Annotated in this window: 13 protein-coding genes; 5 read left to right on the forward strand and 8 right to left on the reverse strand. The window is 73.5% G+C overall.

The window, feature by feature from the left end; translation table 11 throughout:
* Positions 1-54: 54 nt before the first annotated feature.
* The 4 genes from kdpA to ACFYXS_RS13180 all read right to left on the reverse strand — a co-directional run bounded on the left by kdpA (position 55) and on the right by ACFYXS_RS13180 (position 5,223).
* Positions 55-1,677, reverse strand: a complete 1,623-nt coding sequence (gene kdpA / locus ACFYXS_RS13165) for a potassium-transporting ATPase subunit KdpA (RefSeq protein ID WP_389247164.1) — start codon at positions 1,675-1,677, stop codon at positions 55-57.
* Between the two features lie 2 nt (positions 1,678-1,679).
* Entirely contained in the window at positions 1,680-2,519 is an 840-nt protein-coding gene (locus ACFYXS_RS13170; protein ID WP_389247166.1) for a potassium-transporting ATPase subunit C, read from the reverse strand.
* Positions 2,520-2,521: 2 nt separating this feature from the next.
* The gene (gene kdpB, locus ACFYXS_RS13175; protein ID WP_389247169.1) at positions 2,522-4,681 is read right to left on the reverse strand and encodes a potassium-transporting ATPase subunit KdpB; all 2,160 of its coding nucleotides are present in this window, start codon (positions 4,679-4,681) and stop codon (positions 2,522-2,524) included.
* A 134-nt stretch (positions 4,682-4,815) separates the two neighbouring features.
* The gene (locus ACFYXS_RS13180) at positions 4,816-5,223 is read right to left on the reverse strand and encodes an SAV_915 family protein (protein ID WP_389247172.1); all 408 of its coding nucleotides are present in this window, start codon (positions 5,221-5,223) and stop codon (positions 4,816-4,818) included.
* A gap of 240 nt (positions 5,224-5,463) precedes the next feature.
* On the opposite strand from ACFYXS_RS13180, the gene ACFYXS_RS13185 reads away from it, so the two are divergent.
* A complete protein-coding gene (locus tag ACFYXS_RS13185) occupies positions 5,464-6,006 on the forward strand; it encodes a universal stress protein (RefSeq protein WP_389247174.1) in 543 nt (180 codons plus the stop codon).
* Here the strand turns inward: ACFYXS_RS13185 and ACFYXS_RS13190 are convergent.
* Positions 5,996-7,567, reverse strand: a complete 1,572-nt coding sequence (locus ACFYXS_RS13190) for a Na+/H+ antiporter (protein ID WP_389247176.1) — start codon at positions 7,565-7,567, stop codon at positions 5,996-5,998. The two genes, ACFYXS_RS13185 and ACFYXS_RS13190, sit on opposite strands and share 11 nt — an antisense overlap.
* 489 nt (positions 7,568-8,056) lie before the next feature.
* Between ACFYXS_RS13190 and ACFYXS_RS13195 the strand changes: the two genes are divergently transcribed.
* The 4 genes from ACFYXS_RS13195 to ACFYXS_RS13210 all read left to right on the forward strand — a co-directional run bounded on the left by ACFYXS_RS13195 (position 8,057) and on the right by ACFYXS_RS13210 (position 12,173).
* Positions 8,057-9,994, forward strand: a complete 1,938-nt coding sequence (locus ACFYXS_RS13195; protein ID WP_389247178.1) for an amino acid transporter — start codon at positions 8,057-8,059, stop codon at positions 9,992-9,994.
* A gap of 120 nt (positions 9,995-10,114) precedes the next feature.
* Entirely contained in the window at positions 10,115-10,627 is a 513-nt protein-coding gene (locus ACFYXS_RS13200; protein WP_389247180.1) for a hypothetical protein, read from the forward strand.
* A gap of 628 nt (positions 10,628-11,255) precedes the next feature.
* Positions 11,256-12,065: an SDR family NAD(P)-dependent oxidoreductase gene (locus ACFYXS_RS13205; RefSeq protein ID WP_389247182.1), complete on the forward strand. Its 810-nt coding sequence runs from the start codon at positions 11,256-11,258 to the stop codon at positions 12,063-12,065.
* A 30-nt stretch (positions 12,066-12,095) separates the two neighbouring features.
* Positions 12,096-12,173 carry a 50S ribosomal protein bL37 gene (locus tag ACFYXS_RS13210; RefSeq protein WP_389247962.1) on the forward strand — a complete coding sequence of 26 codons (78 nt, stop codon included), beginning with the start codon at positions 12,096-12,098 and terminating at the stop codon, positions 12,171-12,173.
* A 79-nt stretch (positions 12,174-12,252) separates the two neighbouring features.
* Here the strand turns inward: ACFYXS_RS13210 and ACFYXS_RS13215 are convergent, their stop codons facing one another.
* From ACFYXS_RS13215 to kdpC, 3 genes are all read right to left on the reverse strand, one after another.
* Positions 12,253-12,936: a response regulator gene (locus ACFYXS_RS13215; protein ID WP_389247184.1), complete on the reverse strand. Its 684-nt coding sequence runs from the start codon at positions 12,934-12,936 to the stop codon at positions 12,253-12,255.
* Entirely contained in the window at positions 12,933-15,536 is a 2,604-nt protein-coding gene (locus ACFYXS_RS13220; RefSeq protein WP_389247186.1) for an ATP-binding protein, read from the reverse strand. The genes ACFYXS_RS13215 and ACFYXS_RS13220 overlap by 4 nt, the downstream gene beginning before the upstream one ends.
* 97 nt (positions 15,537-15,633) lie before the next feature.
* Entirely contained in the window at positions 15,634-16,257 is a 624-nt protein-coding gene (kdpC, locus tag ACFYXS_RS13225; protein WP_389247189.1) for a potassium-transporting ATPase subunit KdpC, read from the reverse strand.
* Positions 16,258-16,261 lie beyond the last annotated feature (4 nt).

Raw genomic sequence — 16,261 nt, forward strand, 5'->3', positions numbered from 1 at the left:
CGGTCCTGGAACCGGAACCGCCCGCCCGGCTCGCACCCAGGCACTGCCGCGCGACTACAACAGCCCCTCCGCGACCGGCCCGAGGGAGAGGGCCGGCAGGAAGTTGAGCAGCGCCAGGACGAGTGCGGCGCCGGTGGCGAGGACGACGAAGTTGACGCCGTACGGCCGCAGGGTGCCGACCGTGACCACGCCGGGGCGCTGGCGGGCCAATCGCCCGGCGAGGGCGAGCACGAACACGATCGGCAGGTAGCGTCCGATCAGCATGGCGGCCACCATGAGCAGGTTGTGGAAGTCGGTGGCCCCGTTGAACCCGGCCATCGCGCTGCCGTTGCTCGCCGTGTTGCTCGTGTAGGCGTAGATCAGTTCCGTGAGCCCGTGCGGGCCCGCGTTGCCCATGGACGAGCGTCCGTCGGGCAGGGCGACCGCGATCGCGGAGCAGACGAGGATCGCGGTGGGGGCGACGAGGGCGTAGAGCACGACGTACCGCATCTCGCCGAAGCCGATCCGCTTGCGCAGGTACTCGGGCGTGCGGCCGACCATCAGCCCGCCGACGAAGACCGCGACAAGGACCGCCATGAGCAGGCCGTACAGCCCGCTGCCGGTGCCGCCGGGCGCGATCTCGCCGAGCATCATGCCCGCCAGGAGCACACCTCCGCCGAGGCTGGAGAAGCTGTCGTACGAGGCGTTGGCCGCGCCGTCGGCGGACGCGGTGGCCGAGACGCCGAACAGGGTGCTCGCCGGGACGCCGAGGCGGGTCTCGGTGCCCTCGGTCTGGCCGCCGACGGCCGCCGTCACCGTGCCGGTGTGCAGGCTCTGGGCCAGGTTGCCGGCGACCAGCAGCAGGCAGAACAGGATGCCCACGACCGTGAGCAGGGTCCAGCTCTGCCGGAGGCTGCCGACCATGCGGCCGTAGGTGCGGATCAGCGCGGTCGGGACCAGCAGCATGAGCACGATCTCGACGGTGTTGGTCCAGGCGGAGGGGTTCTCCAGCGGGTGGGCGCTGCTGGCGTTGAAGAAGCCGCCCCCGTCGCCCGACATGAGCTTGATGGGCTCCCAGGAGCCGACCGGGCCCGCGAGCTGGTCGACGCCGGACAGGTGCTGCGGCACGCCGAGCGCCATGAGCAGCAGCCCGGAGACGACGGCCAGCGGGAGGAACACGCGGAAGGTCGAACGGATCAGGTCGACCCAGAAGTTGCCGAGTTCGTCGGTGCCGCGCCGGGCCAGGCCGCGGACCAGGGCGAGGGCGGCGCAGATGCCGACGGCTCCGGAGGCGAAGGCCTGGGTGCCCAGTCCCGCCATCACGGCGAGGTGACCGGTGGTGGACTCGCCGGCGTAGTTCTGCCAGCTGGTGTTGGTGGTGAAGCTGACCGCGGTGTGCAGCGCGAGCGGCCAGGGCATGCCGTCACGGCCGAGCGACCACGGCAGCCGGTCCTGGAAGGTGAAGAGCGCGAAGAGGGCGGCGATGCTCGCGGCGGAGAAGGCGAGCAGCGCGAACAGGTAGTGCCGCCAGTTCTGTTCGCGGTCGGGGTCGACACCGCAGACGCGGTAGAGCAGCCGTTCGGGGGCGAGGTGCCGCCCCCCGTCGAGGGCGCGGGCGAAGTAGTCGCCGAGCGGCACGTGCAGTCCCACGACGACGGCGATGACGAGGGTGGCCTGAAGCCAGCCGTGGACGGTCATGCTCAGGCTCCCTGGAGCGGACGGGCGCGGTCGAGCGCGCTGTTGAGTGCGACGACGTCGACGGCGGGCTCACCGAGCACACCGAGCGCGCGGCCGGTGGTGAACCGGGCGACGAGAGCGCTGACAGTGCTCTCGGGCAGGCCGCGTTCGCGGGCGACCCGGGGGGCCTGGAGGCGCGCGTAGGCGGGGCTGATGTCCGGGTCGAGGCCGCTGCCACTGGCCGTGACGGCGTCCGCGGGCACCACGGGGTGGGCGGGGGCGTCACCGCGCACGGGGACGACGACGGCCTTCGCCCAGTCCGCGCCCGGGGCGGCGCACGCCACGGTCACGCCCTCGTACGTGGCGGTGAACGGCCTTGCGGGGCACGGCTGGTTGAGGCTGATCACGCGTTCCACGGCGCCGGTGGTGCCGCCCGCGCGGAAGACGCCGAGCACGGCGCCGACGCCGTCGGCGGTGCAGTAGGGGCGCGAGCCGTCGATGTGCTCGAGCGCGCCGACGGCCTTGCTGCGCGTGCAGACCTGGGTGAGCAGGCTCGGCTTGTCCGGGGCGTCGACGACGCTCTCGGGGCCGAGGTTGCCGGCCGCCGAGGCGGCCGGGTCGTAGCCGGCGCCGGCGTTGGAGGGCCGGGACTGGAAGTAGCCGGGCAGCGGGCGGCCCTTGGTGTCGGTGTACGACCTGCCGAGGGCGGTGCCGTGGGCGGTGTGGCGGAGCCCGGGGAGCTGTCCGAGCGCGGTCATGCCGAGCGGGAAGGCCAGGCCGACGAGCACGGTGAGCGCCACGACGACCCGCACGGCGGCCAGGTGGTGGGCCGCCCAGTGCGGGAGGCGGGTGAGGGGAGGCATGGTCAGATCCCGGGGACGAACTGGACGAGGGCGAGGTCGATCGACTTGATCGCGAGGAAGGGGACGATGATGCCGCCGAGGCCGTACACCCACAGGTTGCGGGTGAGCAGGGCGGACGCCGAGGACGGCCGGTAGCGCACGCCGCGCAGGGCGAGCGGGATCAGCGCGACGATGACGACGGCGTTGAAGACGACGGCGGACAGGATCGCGGACGCCGGCGAGTGCAGCCGCATGATGTTGACGGCGTCGAGCGCGGGGTAGACGCCGCCGAACATGGCCGGGAGGATCGCGAAGTACTTGGCGATGTCGTTGGCGATCGAGAAGGCCGTCAGCGCCCCTCGGGTGATGAGGAGTTGCTTGCCGATCTCGACGATCTCCACGATCTTCGTGGGGTCGGAGTCGAGGTCGACCATGTTGCCGGCCTCCTTGGCGGCCGACGTGCCGGTGTTCATGGCCACGCCGACGTCCGCCTGCGCCAGCGCCGGGGCGTCGTTGGTGCCGTCACCGGTCATCGCGACCAGGTTGCCGCCCTCCTGCTCCCGCTTGATCAGCGCGAGCTTGTCCTCGGGGGTGGCCTCGGCGAGGAAGTCGTCGACTCCCGCCTCCTCGGCGATGGCACGGGCCGTCACCGGGTTGTCGCCGGTGATCATGACGGTGCGGATGCCCATCCGGCGCATCTCGTCGAAGCGCTCGCGCAGGCCGGGCTTGACGACGTCCTTGAGGTGGATGACACCGAGCACCCGGGCCGGCCCGTCGGCCCGGCGTTCGGCCACCGCCAGCGGGGTGCCGCCGGAGGCCGACACCTGCTCGACGTACACGTCCAGGCCGGCCGGCACCGTGCCGCCGCTCTCGCGCACCCAGCCGGCGACGGCGGACGCGGCGCCCTTGCGCAACTGCCGCCCGCCCCGGGGCAGGTCGACGCCGGACATGCGGGTGACGGCGCTGAAGGGCACCCACTCCGCGTCGGGCAGGTCGAGTTCGTCGGCCCGGTGGTGGTTCAGCGTGAAGTGCTCGCGGGCGTGGGTGACGATCGAGCGGCCCTCGGGCGTCTCGTCGGCGAGGCTGGACAGCAGGGCGGCCTGGGCGAGTTGTTCCGGCTCGACGCCGCCGATCGGCAGGAATCCGCTCGCCTGCCGGTTGCCGTAGGTGATGGTGCCGGTCTTGTCGAGCAGCAGGGTGTTCACGTCGCCCGCGGCCTCCACGGCGCGTCCCGACGCGGCGAGCACGTTGCGCTGCACGAGCCGGTCCATGCCCGCGATGCCGATCGCGGAGAGCAGGGCGCCGATGGTGGTCGGGATGAGGCAGACCAGCAGGGAGACCAGGACTATCCCGGTGACGCCGTCGGCGGTCAGCGCGGTGCTGTCGGGAGCGGCGCCGGTGATGCCCTTGGAGAAGATCGCCATGGGCTGGAGGGTGACGACGGCGACCAGGAAGACGAAGGTCAGCATGACCAGGAGCAGGTTGAGTGCCAGCTCGTTGGGGGTCTTCTTCCGGTTGGCGCCCTCGACCAGGGCGATCATCCGGTCCAGGAAGCTCTCGCCGGGTTCCTGGGTGATGCGGACGACGATGCGGTCCGACAGCACCTTGGTGCCGCCGGTCACGGCGGACCGGTCGCCGCCGGACTCACGGATGACGGGTGCGGACTCGCCCGTGATCGCGGACTCGTCGACGCTGGCGACGCCCTCGACGACGTCGCCGTCGCCGGGGACCAGCTCGCCGGCCGCCACGACCACGCGGTCGCCGCGGCGCAGTGCCATCGCGGGGACGGTGCTCTCCCCCGTCGCCGACAGACGGCGGGCGGTGGTCTGCCGGCGGGTGCGGCGCAGCGAGTCGGCCTGCGCCTTGCCGCGGCTCTCGGCCACGGCCTCGGCGAGGTTGCCGAAGACGACGGTGAGCCAGAGCCACGCGGTGATCAGCCACGCGAAGAGCGAGGAGTGGGCGACCGCGAGCCCGGTGGTGAGGGCGGCGCCGATCTCGGTGACGAACATGACCGGGTTGCGGAACAGCGTGACCGGGTTGAGCTTGCGCAGCGCCTCCGGCAGGGCGAGCCACAGCTGCCGGGGATCGAGCAGGCCCCCGCCGACACGGCGGGCGCGGTCGGGACCGGGTGGTTCGGCCGGGCTCTCCGGGGCCGGTCTGACGGGGGCTGGGGCGGTGGTCATCTGAGCTGCTCCGAGGGGAATCAGGCGGTGGCGCCAAGGTGGTCCGGCACCTCCGGGCAGGGCAACGCGGGGACGGCACCTGCCCGGAGGGCGATTGAGGGGGGCCCCTGGGGGGCCGGGCTGCTGCGGACGCGTCAGCGGATCCACAGGCAGAGGGCGTCGACGAGGGCGAACGCGCCGGTCACCCGCAGGACGCCCATGATCTGGGAGCCGAACCGGTCGGGCGACGCGTCGGGGTCGTCCTTGACGGCGGGGGCGGCGAACTGGGGGTCCACGGTGAGCGCGGTGACACCGAGCGGCCGGGCCAGCGAGCGCAGCGCGGACTCCGACAGGTCGACCCACTCCTGTTCCGCGCCGAGGGTCGCGGTGAGGCGTTCCGGTGTGGTGAAGGCGACCGCGGTGCGGTCGCCCAGCGGCGTGCGGAACATGCGCGTGACCGGGCCGGCGGGTCCCGGCCGGACCGGGACGCAGAGCGTTCCACCGGCTCCGGCCGGGACGGGTTCGCAAGGCTCGGGGTCGTCCTCGGACGCGGACTCGGTCATGGGTTCCTCCAGGAGGGACGGCAGGGCCCCGGTCCGGGCACGTCGGACCGGGGCGCACCAGGACGCTATTCCCGGGGTGCGGGGGGTGACGGCCCTCCCTGACGGGACGTTGACGGCGCCCGGGGAAATGTTGACGCCCGGGCCGCGGGCGGGTCAGGGGTGCGTCAGGCCCCGGGGCCGCGACGTCAGGATCGCGACAAGGGCCGTGGCCGGCCGGCGGCACGGCGTTTGCATGGAGTCATGCGTGAGTCCCGCGAAGACCGTGTCGTGGTCGGTGTCAGCGGATCCCTGGGCAGCCTGGTGGCACTCCACCGGGCCGTCGAGGAGGCCCGCCGCCGGTCCACTGCCTTGACGGTGGTGATCGCCTGGGAGACCGTCGGCGTCGACTTCGGCTCCAGCAGGCCGCCGTCACCGCCGCTGCTCGACCGCTGGCACTCCCTGGCCCGGCGGCAGTTGTTCGCCGCCCTGGACACGGCCTTCGGCGGCAGCATCCCACTGGACCCGCCGCTGCGCCCCGTCATCGCCCTGGGCCTGCCCGGCCCCACCCTGGTACGGGTGGCCGATCAGGAGTCCGACCTGCTCGTGGTGGGCACCGGATCGCACGGCCCGCTGCGCCGCCTGCTCTCGCCGTCGGTGGCCCGGCACTGCCTGGCCCACGCCCGCTGCCCGGTCCTCGCCGTGCCTCCGCCGCCCCTGATGTCCGAGCTCGTGGAACCGCGACGCCGCGGGTCACGGGCGCGACTCGGCCTCGGACACCGTCCGAACGGCTCGTTCACCCTGTGAGCCCGGCCTCCTCCAGGTCCAGCGCCCGCTGCACGGCGCGCAGGGTGGCGTCGCTCACCTGGCCGGCCTCGTACAGCCGCCGCAGTTCGCCGTTCTGCACGCCGATCAGCGCCCGCCGCAGATCCCGGTGCGCGGCGACGGCCTCGGCGGAGACCGCGGCGCGGTCCGCCCCGGGGCTCTCGTCCGCTTCGTCGAGTCCGGCCTCCAAGTGGCGGCGCAGCTGGACGACGACCGACGCCGGTGCGGCCTCGAGGTCGTCGAGCTGGTCGAGGTAGCGCAGCCCCGCGCGGGACAGCGCGTCCCTGGCGCGGGCCTCCTCGCGGGCGGTGTGCTCCGGCTCCAGGGCGATGCCCGAACGCCGTACCACCGAGGCGAGGGTGAACCCCTGGACGACGACGGTCAGCACCACCACGCCGGTCGTCAGGGTGAGCACGAGCGAGCGGTGCGGCAGCGGCGCCCCGAGGGACGTCAGTTCGGGCACCGACAGCGCCGCGGCCAGCGGCATGACCCCGCGCGTGCCGGCCCACGAGGTGACCAGCGGCACCCGCCAGGAGACCGGGCCATCCTTGCGGCGGTGCTGCATGACGGCCGAGAGCGGGAAGACCCACACGAGCCGCAGGACGACGACCGTGGCGGCCACCGCGGCCACGCCGATCAGCAGCGGCAGACCCCGCTCCGACGGGTCGAGTTCGCGCACGAGCGTCGGCAGCTGGAGGCCGATGAGCGCGAAGACGACGTTCTCCAGGAGGAAGACGACGGTCGCGTAGACGGCGTGGATCTGCAGCCGTATCGGCGCGTTCGTGAGCCGGTGCCCGGTGCTGCCCAGCACCACGCCGGCCAGCACGACGGCCGTGACCCCGGAGGTGTGCAGGTCCTCGGCGAGCACGTAGACGCCGTACGGCGTGACCAGCGAGACCACCGTCTCCAGCACCGGGTCCTGGGTGCGCCGGCGGATGAGCGTGACGAGTCCGGCGACGGCGGCGCCGACCAGCGCGCCGCCACCGCCGAGTTCGAGGAAGCGGCCCGCCGCGGCCGGGGTCAGCAGCGAGCCCGAGGCGACGGCCGCGCCGACGGCGACCTTGAACAGCACCAGGCTCGTGGCGTCGTTGAAGAGGCTCTCGGACTGCACCAGCACCTTCACGCGCGGCGGCAGCGACAGCCGGCGCCCGAGGGCGGTCACGGCGACCGGGTCGGTGCTGGCCAGGACCGCCCCGAGCACCAGCGCCATCGGCCCGCCGAGCGGGGTCACGGCGGACGCCACGGCCGCGACGGCCGCGGCCGAGGCCACGACGAGCCCGAAGGCGAGGACCGTGACCGGGCGCCACACGCGGCGCAGTTCCCGCCAGGAGAGCTCCTCGGCGGAGGCGTACAGCAGCGGGGGCAGCACGACGACGCTGATCACCTCGGGAGCGACGTGCACCGCCGGCACCCACGGCAGCAGTCCCACCAGGAGTCCCGCCACGACGAGGAGTGACGGCGCGGGGACCCGCCAGTGCCGGGCGCCGGTGGCGACGGCGGTCGCCAGGGCCACGAGCAGGAGGACGGCGGTCAGGACGGTCATGTGAGGGTCCCCACGGGAAAGAGCGGTTGCGGCTGCTGCGCACTGTTCCGCCGACCAGACTTCCCGGCACACCAGAGGCGAATCTACCCGGCCCGGGCGCCCGTCCGGGCCCCCGGGGGAGGCAGGGCGTTAAGAAAGCGTCAGGATTGCGCGTCAGCCGTATGGAGCCCGTCAAGGCCGGGCCCCGACGGCCCGCGGGCCCCACCGCCCGGCGGGGGCCGTCACCCGGCCCGCCGCGACCGCTCACCCGCACGCCCCCGAATCCCGCTCCCACCTGCGGAGTTGATCACCGGAGGTGCGGCGGCGCCCTCCCGCGCCACGGGGCCCGGACCTCCGCGGCCCCGCGGGCAAGGGCAGCGGCCGGGGGCGGCGCGCTGCCGACGCACCGCCGTGGCGTGCGCCGACGGCCCCGGCCGGGCTGCGTACGCTGACGTGGCCGTCCGCCGACGGCGGAATCTTGACTGTTGTCGACGGGAGTGCAACGTGGCCATGTCCGCTCATCCGAGTCGGCTGCGCGCGTGGATGCTGGAGGGCCTGTCCGACATGGCCCGGCACCAGCAGGGCGGGCAGCCGGCGCCCGAGAGCGCCCACCGCGGACAGCGGTGGTGGCGGGTCATGTGCCTGACGGGTGTCGACTACTTCTCCACCCTGGGCTACCAGCCGGGCATCGCGGCGCTCGCCGCCGGCCTGCTGTCGCCGGTCGCCACCATCGTCCTGGTGATCGTCACCCTGGCGGGCGCACTGCCGGTGTACCGGCGGGTGGCGGAGGAGAGCCCGCACGGCGAGGGTTCGATCGCGATGCTGGAGCGGCTGCTGTCGTTCTGGCAGGGCAAGCTCTTCGTGCTGACGCTGCTGGGCTTCGCGGCCACGGACTTCCTGATCACCATCACGCTGTCGGCGGCGGACGCCTCCACCCACCTGGTGGAGAACCCGCACCTCACCAGCGTGCTGCACGGCCACGAGATGATCATCACGCTGTTCCTGGTGGCGCTGCTCGGCGCGGTGTTCCTCAAGGGCTTCCTGGAGGCGATCGGCGTCGCCGTGGCCCTGGTCGGGCTCTACCTCGCGCTGAACGTGGTGGTGGTCGTCGTCGGTCTGTGGCACGTGGCGACCGCCTCGCACGTCGTCACCGACTGGTCCACCGCGCTGACCGCCCAACACGGCAACGTCCTGGCGATGGTGGGCGTGGCCCTGCTGGTCTTCCCCAAACTGGCCCTAGGCCTGTCCGGCTTCGAGACCGGCGTCGCCGTGATGCCCCATGTACAGGGCGACGCCAGCGACACCGAGGAGAACCCCGCCGGCCGGATCCGCGGGACGAAGAAGCTGCTCACCACGGCCGCGGTCATCATGAGCTGCTTCCTCATCGCCACCAGCTTCATCACCACGCTCCTCATCCCCGCCCAGGAGTTCGAGTCCGGCGGCCAGGCCAACGGCCGCGCCCTGGCCTACTTGGCGCACGAGTACCTGGGCAACGCCTTCGGCACCGTCTACGACGTGTCGACCATCTGCATCCTGTGGTTCGCCGGCGCCTCGGCCATGGCGGGTCTGCTCAACCTGATGCCGCGCTACCTGCCCCGCTACGGCATGGCCCCGCACTGGGCGCGCGCGGTGCGGCCGATGGTGCTGGTCTTCACGCTGGTGGCGTTCCTGGTCACCTGGATCTTCGACGCCGACGTCGACGCCCAGGGCGGCGCGTACGCCACCGGTGTGCTGGTGCTGATCAGCTCCGCGGCGATCGCCGTGACCATCGCCGCCCGCAAGGCCCGGCAGCGCGGCTGGACCGTGGGGTTCGCCGTGATCTCGGCGGTCTTCCTCTACACGACCGTCGTGAACGTCTTCGAGCGCCCGGACGGTGTGAAGATCGGTGCCTGCTTCATCGCCGGCATCATCCTGATCTCCCTGCTGTCCCGGCTGGCCCGCGCCTTCGAACTCCGGGTCACCAGCGTGACGCTGGACGACATGGCCCAGCGCTTCGTCCGCGACATGTCCCACCGCAGGATCCGCTTCATCGCCAACGAGCCGGACCGCCGGGACATCGCGGAGTACCGCGACAAGATCCAGCAGATCCGCGCCGACAACGACATCCCCGCCGAGGACGACTTCGTCTTCGTCGAGGTCACGGTCCTGGACCCCTCGGAGTTCGAGTCCGGCCTCACCGTGCGCGGTGCGGTGCTGCACGAGCGCTACCGGGTCCTGACGCTGGAGTCGTCCTCGATCCCCAACGCGCTGGCCGCCCTGCTCCTGCACGTGCGCGACGCCAGCGGGCAGCGGCCGCACATCTACTTCGAGTGGACCGAGGGCACCCCCTTCGCGAACTTCCTGCGCTTCTTCCTCTTCGGGCAGGGCGAGGTGGCTCCCGTCACCCGCGAGGTCCTGCGCGAGGCCGAGCCGGACCGCAACCGCCGCCCCCGCGTGCACGTCGGCTGATCCGGCCACCGGTCCAGCGGCCGGCCGGGTCGTCAGGGCCGCGGCAGGATCCCGCGGCCGGCCGTCAGGAGCGCGTCAACCCGGTCCACGCGGGCGGCGCACGCTCCTACCGTCGGCCGCATGAAGCGGACCACCACCGGGTACGCCGACCGCCGCTGGGCCGGGGACGCACGCTCCGCGGTGGGCTGGACGCTGGGCTTCCTGACCCTCGCCCTGGCCCTCGACGCGGCGGCGGGCACGCTCGACGCCGCGCGCGCCGGACTCTGGACGGGACTCGCGGCGCTGGTCCTGGCGGTGCTGCTGCCGCCGCGCGTGACGGCGGACGAGGGCACGCTCTCGGTACACGGTCTGCCGCGGACCCGCACGGTGCGCACGGACGCCCTGGTCGCGGTGCGCCGGCACCAGGGCCCCGGAGGGCACCTGCTGCTGTACGACGCCTTCGGCCGGCGCGTGGAGGTCGATCCGCGGACGCTGATCGCCAACCCCCTGCTGTGGCACCTGCTGGAGGCCGGCGCCCACCGCTCCCGCGAGCTCGGGGTCCTGCGCCACGGCTTCGAGGAGCTGGCGCACCTCGGCGAGCGCGTCGACGGCCCGCGGGCCCTGGCGGTGTTCCGCGTGTCGGGGTTGGCGTAGGACGCCGCAGGCCAGTCAGCCGAGGCCCGGCACGAACTGCCGCGCGGGTCGAGCTTGCGCAGTGCCTCCGGGAAGGCGGTCCACAGCTGCCGGGGGTCGAGCAGTCCCGCGGACACCTCGCGACGGCTGCCGGGCCTGCGCCGCAAGGGGGCGGGCGGGTGCGGGGCGGTGCGACCCGTCTCGGGGGCGGGGGCCAGGGGCTGCATGGAGGGGGCCTTCTGAGGGGTACGGGGGCGCAGATGCACAAGAGGTACGAAGGCCAGCAGACCGCGGCGGCGGGTGCCCGGCGGCCTTCCCTGACAGGACCCTTGCGCCCGTGGGCCGCCTTTCTGACGGCGCCTTGACACCCCGCCGGCCGCACCGTCAGGGCGGCGTCAGGAACGGGCGGCGGATCTTGCCGTCCGCTGCGGCGGGCGGTGGGATGGGGGTGTGAACAGCGGTCCGCGCCATGACGACCGGCCACCCCATCGGGTGCCGCCGGTTCCGCGCGCTGTTCTCCTGCCGGCTCCCTGACGCGCCGGTTTCCCGCGGCCTCGTCTGACGGCCGCACTCCTTCACGCACGGCGCGCGCCCCCACGACCTGTGGCCGGGGCGCGCGCCGGCGTGTCGTCCCCCGGAGGGATCACCCATGTCCGCATCCGCCCAGCCCGCCGTCCCCCCGAGGACCGCCCTCGTCACAGGGGCGACCTCCGGCATCGGGTGGGAGACCGCCCGTCTGCTCGCCGAACAGGGGCACACGGTCATCGTCCACGGCCCCGACACCGAGTCCGCCCACCACGCCGTGGAGCGGCTGGTGGCGGCCGGCGCCGACCGGGCCCGGCTGCGCCTGGCCGTCGCGGACTTCCGCCGGCTGGCGCAGGTCAAGTCGATGGCGGCGGAGCTGTCGGCCGCGCATCCCACCCTGGACGTGCTGGTCAACAACGCGGCCGTCGCGGCCCCGGAACAGCACACGCTCACCGAGGACGGCAACGAGGTCTCCCTCCAGGTCAACTTCCTGGCGGCGTACCTGCTCACCCGCGAGCTGACGGGCCCGCTGTCGGCACGGCCGGGCAGCCGGGTCGTCAACGTCTCGTCCACCACCCACCGGACGGCGTCCCTGGCCTGGACCGACCTCAACCGGGCGCGCCGTTACTCCCGGTTCGCCGCCTACGCGCAGTCGCAGCTGGCCCTGACCGTGTTCGCCGGGGCGACCGCGCCCGCCGGCTGCACGGTGGTCAGCGTCGACCCGGGCGTCTGCACGACCGCCCTGCTGTCGCCGTACGCGCACGAGGGCGAGCCGCCGGCCGAGGGCGCCGCCCGCGTGGTGCGGCTCTGCGACCCGCGGACCCCGCTGGTCCCCGGCGCGCACTACGACGCCGACGGCCCCTCCACCGACGGCCACGGGGAGCGCACCGCGCGCCGTCTGTGCAAGGCCGCCGATCTGCTCGTCGCCGTCTGACCATCCGTCACCACCGAGAGGAGAACAGCGATGTCCAAGCGCGCCCGCAAGAAGAGGGCCCGTCGCAAGAAGGGGTCCAACCACGGCGGAAAGCCCAACCAGGGCTGAACCCCTGACGTCCCGCGACGGTGCGGACCACCCGGAGGATCGGGTGGTCCGCACCGTCGTACCGCGTCACAGACCTTGCTCAGGGCTCGAAGCGGTAGCCCATTCCGGGAACGGTGATCAGGTGGCGGGGGTGGGCGGGGTCCGGCTCCAGCTTGTGCCGGAGGGTGGCCAGGTAGACGCGCAGGTAGTTGGTGCGCTTCTCGTTGCCCGGTCCCCATACCTCGCGCAGCAGTTGACGCCCGGTGACCAGCCGGCCCGGATTGCGCAGCAGCGGCATGAGCAGCCGCCACTCGGTGGGGGTCAGGTGCGGTGCCTCGCCCCGGCCGCGGCGGGTGCCGACGGTGAACGCGGCCAGGTCCAGGCGGTATCCGCCGAAGTCGACCGTCTGCGGCTCCTCCACGGCCGCGGGACGGCGGAACACGGCACGCAGCCGGGCCGCGAGTTCGTCCATCGAGAACGGCTTGGTGAGGTAGTCGTCGGCGCCCGCGTCCAGCGCCGGTACCTTGTCTGCCGGGTCCGAACGCCCGGACACCACGATGATCGGCAGCGGGCTCCACGCCCGGACGCCGAGGATGACGTCGATGCCCGCCATGTCCGGCAGCCCGAGGTCCAGGACGATCGCGTCGGGCGGGCTCAGCGAGACCAGCGTCAGCGCGGTGGCCCCGTCAGGTGCCGTGGACACGGTGTAGTGACGGGCGGTGAGGTCGATGTCGAGGGCCTTGCGGAAGCCCGACTCGTCGTCGACGACCAGAACGCGCCTCATGCCAGGGCCTCCTCGTCCCCCGGGGCGGGGGTGGCGACACCCTCGGAGGTGTCCGCCACGGGCAGCGACAGCACCATGGTCAGTCCGCCGCCGGGCGTGTCCTCGGGTGTGAGGGTGCCGCCCATGGCCTCGGTCAGACCGCGGGAGAGCGCGAGCCCCAGGCCGAGCCCGGTGGTGTTGTCGGTGTCGCCGAGCCGCTGGAACGGTGCGAAGACCCGTTCCCGGTCTGCGGGCGGCAGCCCGGGCCCCCGGTCGGCGACGCGCAGTTCGACGCGCCCGCCGAGCGCACTCGCACCGATCAGGATCTTGGTGCCCTCCGGGGCGTGCCGCTGCGCGTTCGTCACCAGGTTGGCGACGACCCGCTCGACCAGGGGTGGGTCGGCCAGCGCGAGCGGTGCCTCCTCCAGCCCCTGGGTCACCACCGGTGCGGTGGCGTCGCCGACGCTGTCCAGGGCCAGCGGCACCACCTCGGCGAACGCCGTCGGCCGCAGGGTCAGTCGGAGCGCGCCCGCCTGCAGCCTGCTCATGTCCAGCAGGTTGTCCACGAGGCGGCTGAGCCGGGCCAGCGACTCCTCCGCCGTCATGAGCAGTTCGTCGCGGTCCTCGGCCGAGAAGTCCACCTCGCGGCTGCGCAGGGAGCTGACCGCCGCCCAGGCGCCGGCCAGCGGCGTGCGCAGGTCGTGGCCGACCGCGGCCAGCAGTGCGGTGCGCATGCGGTCCGCGGCCTTGACGGGCTCCACTTCGGCTGCCGCCTCGGCGAGCCGGGCCCGTTCCAGCGCGGACGCGACGTGGCCCGCGAAGGCGACGAGGACCCGCCGCTCGGAGGCGGCCAGGCGGCGCCCGCGCAGGACGAGGGTGTCCTGCGGCCCGACGGCGACCGCGACGGTGTCGCCCGTCTCGCCGTCCCGCCCGGTGACCGCAGCGCGGCCGTGGTCGGGCGGCCCGTGCACGAGTTCCGCGGACTCCAGCCCGAAGGCCTCCCGCGTCCGTTGCAGCAGTACCTCCACGGCCTGGTCGCCGCGGAGGATGTTGCCGGCCAGTGAGGAGAGCGTCTCGGCCTCCGCCGTCGCTCCGGCCGCGCGCCGGGACAGCCGCACGGAGCGGTCCACGACCGTGGCGACCGTGACGGCGACGACCGCGAAGACGGCCAGGGCGAGCACGTTGTTGGTCTCGCCGATGGTGAACCGGCCGATGGGCGGGATGAAGTACCAGTTGAGCAGCAGCGAGGCCGTGACCGACGCGAGCAGCGCGGACACCACCCCGCCGATGCACGCCACGCCGACCACGGTGAGCAGGAAGAGCAGGGCCTCGCTGGTGAGGTTGAGGTGCCCGCGGGTGTTCGCGAGCACGACGGTCAGCAGCGCAGGCAGCACGAATCCCGCCACCGGACCCGAGACCTTGCGCACGAAGGGCAGGTCGCTGCTGGGGGCGGGCAGCAGCCGTCCGCGGCCCGCGCGTTCGTGGCTCACCATGTGGACGTCGATGTCCCCTGAGCGTTCCACGATGGTTTCGCCGACCCCGCGCCCGGTGACGAAGCGCGCCGTCCGGCCGCGGCGGCTGGTGCCGACCACCAGCTGGGTGGCGTTCTCGGCCCGGGCGAACTCCAGGAGCGCGGTGGGGACATGGTCGCCGACGACGGAGTGGAAGCTGCCGCCCAGGCTCTCCACCAGGGTGCGCTGCCGGGACAGGGCGGCGGGCGAGGCGTCCGCCAGGCCGTCGCTGCGGGCGATGTGGACGGCCAGCAGGTCGCGTGTGCCGCCCGCGCCGGACGCGCCTCCGCCGGAGGAGCGCTCGGCGATGCGCGCCGCCCGGCGGATGAGCGTCTCGCCCTCCGGGCCGCCGGTGAGCGCCACCACGACGCGCTCGCGGGTCTCCCAGACCCGTCCTATGCCGTGTTCGGTGCGGTACTTCTGCAGGGCCTCGTCGACCCGGCCGGCCACCCAGAGCAGGGCCAGTTCGCGCAGCGCGGTGAGGTTGCCGACCCGGAAGTAGTTCGACAGTGCGGCGTCGACCTTCTCCGGGGCGTAGACGTTGCCGTGCGCCATGCGCCGGCGCAGCGCCTCGGCGGGCATGTCCACGAGTTCGATCTCGTCGGCGCGGCGGACGACCTCGTCGGGCAGGGTCTCGCGCTGGGGCACGCCCGTGATCTTCTCGACGACGTCGTTGAGCGACTCCAGGTGCTGGATGTTGACGGCGGTGAGCACGTCGATCCCGGCGTCGAGCAGCACCTCGATGTCCTGCCAGCGCTTGGCGTGCGCCCCGCCGGGGATGTTGGTGTGGGCCATCTCGTCGACGAGGGCGACCTGCGGGGCGCGGGCGAGCACCGCGTCGAGGTCCATCTCGGTGAAATCGGCGCCGCGGTAGCTGCGTTCGGCGCGCGGGACGATCTCCAGGCCGTCGAGCTGGGCCTCGGTGCGCGGCCGCTTGTGGCACTCGACGTAGCCCACGACGACGTCCGTCCCGCGGGCGGCCCGCCGGCGGCCCTCGTCCAGCATCCGGTAGGTCTTGCCCACTCCGGGTGCGGCTCCGAGGAAGACCTTCAGTTTGCCGGGCCGCCCGTGGCGGGTGCCGGTCCCGGCTGTGACGACTGGCTGCGTCACCGGAGTTCCTTCCTTGCGGGATGTCACGCCGCCCGGCGTCGCAGGATACCTGCGGCGCCGGGCGGCGTGGACCGTGCGATACGGCGGGAACGCGACGTCACCCGAGCTGGGCGAGTGCGAGGTTGAGCTCGACCACGTTGACGCGCTCCGCGCCGAGGAAGCCGACGACGCGGCTCTGCACGTGGCCGTCGACGAGCTTGCGCACCTCGGCCGTGTCCAGGCCGCGGGCCTGGGCGACACGGTCGGCCTGCTCGTAGGCGTAGGCCGGCGAGATGTGCGGGTCGAGGCCGGAGCCGGACGCCGTGATGGCGTCGACCGGGACGTCACCGGGGGCCACGCCGTCGAACTCGGCCACGGCCGCGCGGCGCTCCTTGATCGTCTTGATCAGGTCCTCGTTGTTGGGGCCGAGGTTGGAGGCGCCGGTGGCGAGCGGGTCGTACCCGCCGGGCCGCGGCTGGAACCACTTCGGGTCCGGCTGGGCGACCTCGTCGGCGTCGTCCGGGTTCTTCTTCGGGAGGTTGAAGCTCTGGCCGATGAGGCTGGAGCCGACGGTCTTGCCGTCCTGGGTGACCTTGGAGCCGTTGGCCTGGTCGGAGAAGACCACCTGCGCCACACCGGTGACGGCCAGCGGGTACACGATGCCGGCGACGACCGTGAACACCAGCAGCATGCGCAGGGCGGCCAGATGGTTCCGGACCACGGCGGGAAGGGAGCTGAACATGTCG

This window comes from Streptomyces sp. NPDC002574, from assembly GCF_042889545.1.
Lineage (GTDB): Bacteria > Actinomycetota > Actinomycetes > Streptomycetales > Streptomycetaceae > Actinacidiphila.

Coding starts and splice junctions, on each gene's coding strand:
- kdpA (WP_389247164.1), bottom strand. CDS start 1,677: ATGACCGTCCACGGCTGGCTTCAGGCCACCCTCGTCATCGCCGTCGTC.
- ACFYXS_RS13170 (WP_389247166.1), bottom strand. CDS start 2,519: ATGCCTCCCCTCACCCGCCTCCCGCACTGGGCGGCCCACCACCTGGCC.
- kdpB (WP_389247169.1), bottom strand. CDS start 4,681: ATGACCACCGCCCCAGCCCCCGTCAGACCGGCCCCGGAGAGCCCGGCC.
- ACFYXS_RS13180 (WP_389247172.1), bottom strand. CDS start 5,223: ATGACCGAGTCCGCGTCCGAGGACGACCCCGAGCCTTGCGAACCCGTC.
- ACFYXS_RS13185 (WP_389247174.1), top strand. CDS start 5,464: ATGCGTGAGTCCCGCGAAGACCGTGTCGTGGTCGGTGTCAGCGGATCC.
- ACFYXS_RS13190 (WP_389247176.1), bottom strand. CDS start 7,567: ATGACCGTCCTGACCGCCGTCCTCCTGCTCGTGGCCCTGGCGACCGCC.
- ACFYXS_RS13195 (WP_389247178.1), top strand. CDS start 8,057: ATGTCCGCTCATCCGAGTCGGCTGCGCGCGTGGATGCTGGAGGGCCTG.
- ACFYXS_RS13200 (WP_389247180.1), top strand. CDS start 10,115: ATGAAGCGGACCACCACCGGGTACGCCGACCGCCGCTGGGCCGGGGAC.
- ACFYXS_RS13205 (WP_389247182.1), top strand. CDS start 11,256: ATGTCCGCATCCGCCCAGCCCGCCGTCCCCCCGAGGACCGCCCTCGTC.
- ACFYXS_RS13210 (WP_389247962.1), top strand. CDS start 12,096: ATGTCCAAGCGCGCCCGCAAGAAGAGGGCCCGTCGCAAGAAGGGGTCC.
- ACFYXS_RS13215 (WP_389247184.1), bottom strand. CDS start 12,936: ATGAGGCGCGTTCTGGTCGTCGACGACGAGTCGGGCTTCCGCAAGGCC.
- kdpC (WP_389247189.1), bottom strand. CDS start 16,257: ATGTTCAGCTCCCTTCCCGCCGTGGTCCGGAACCATCTGGCCGCCCTG.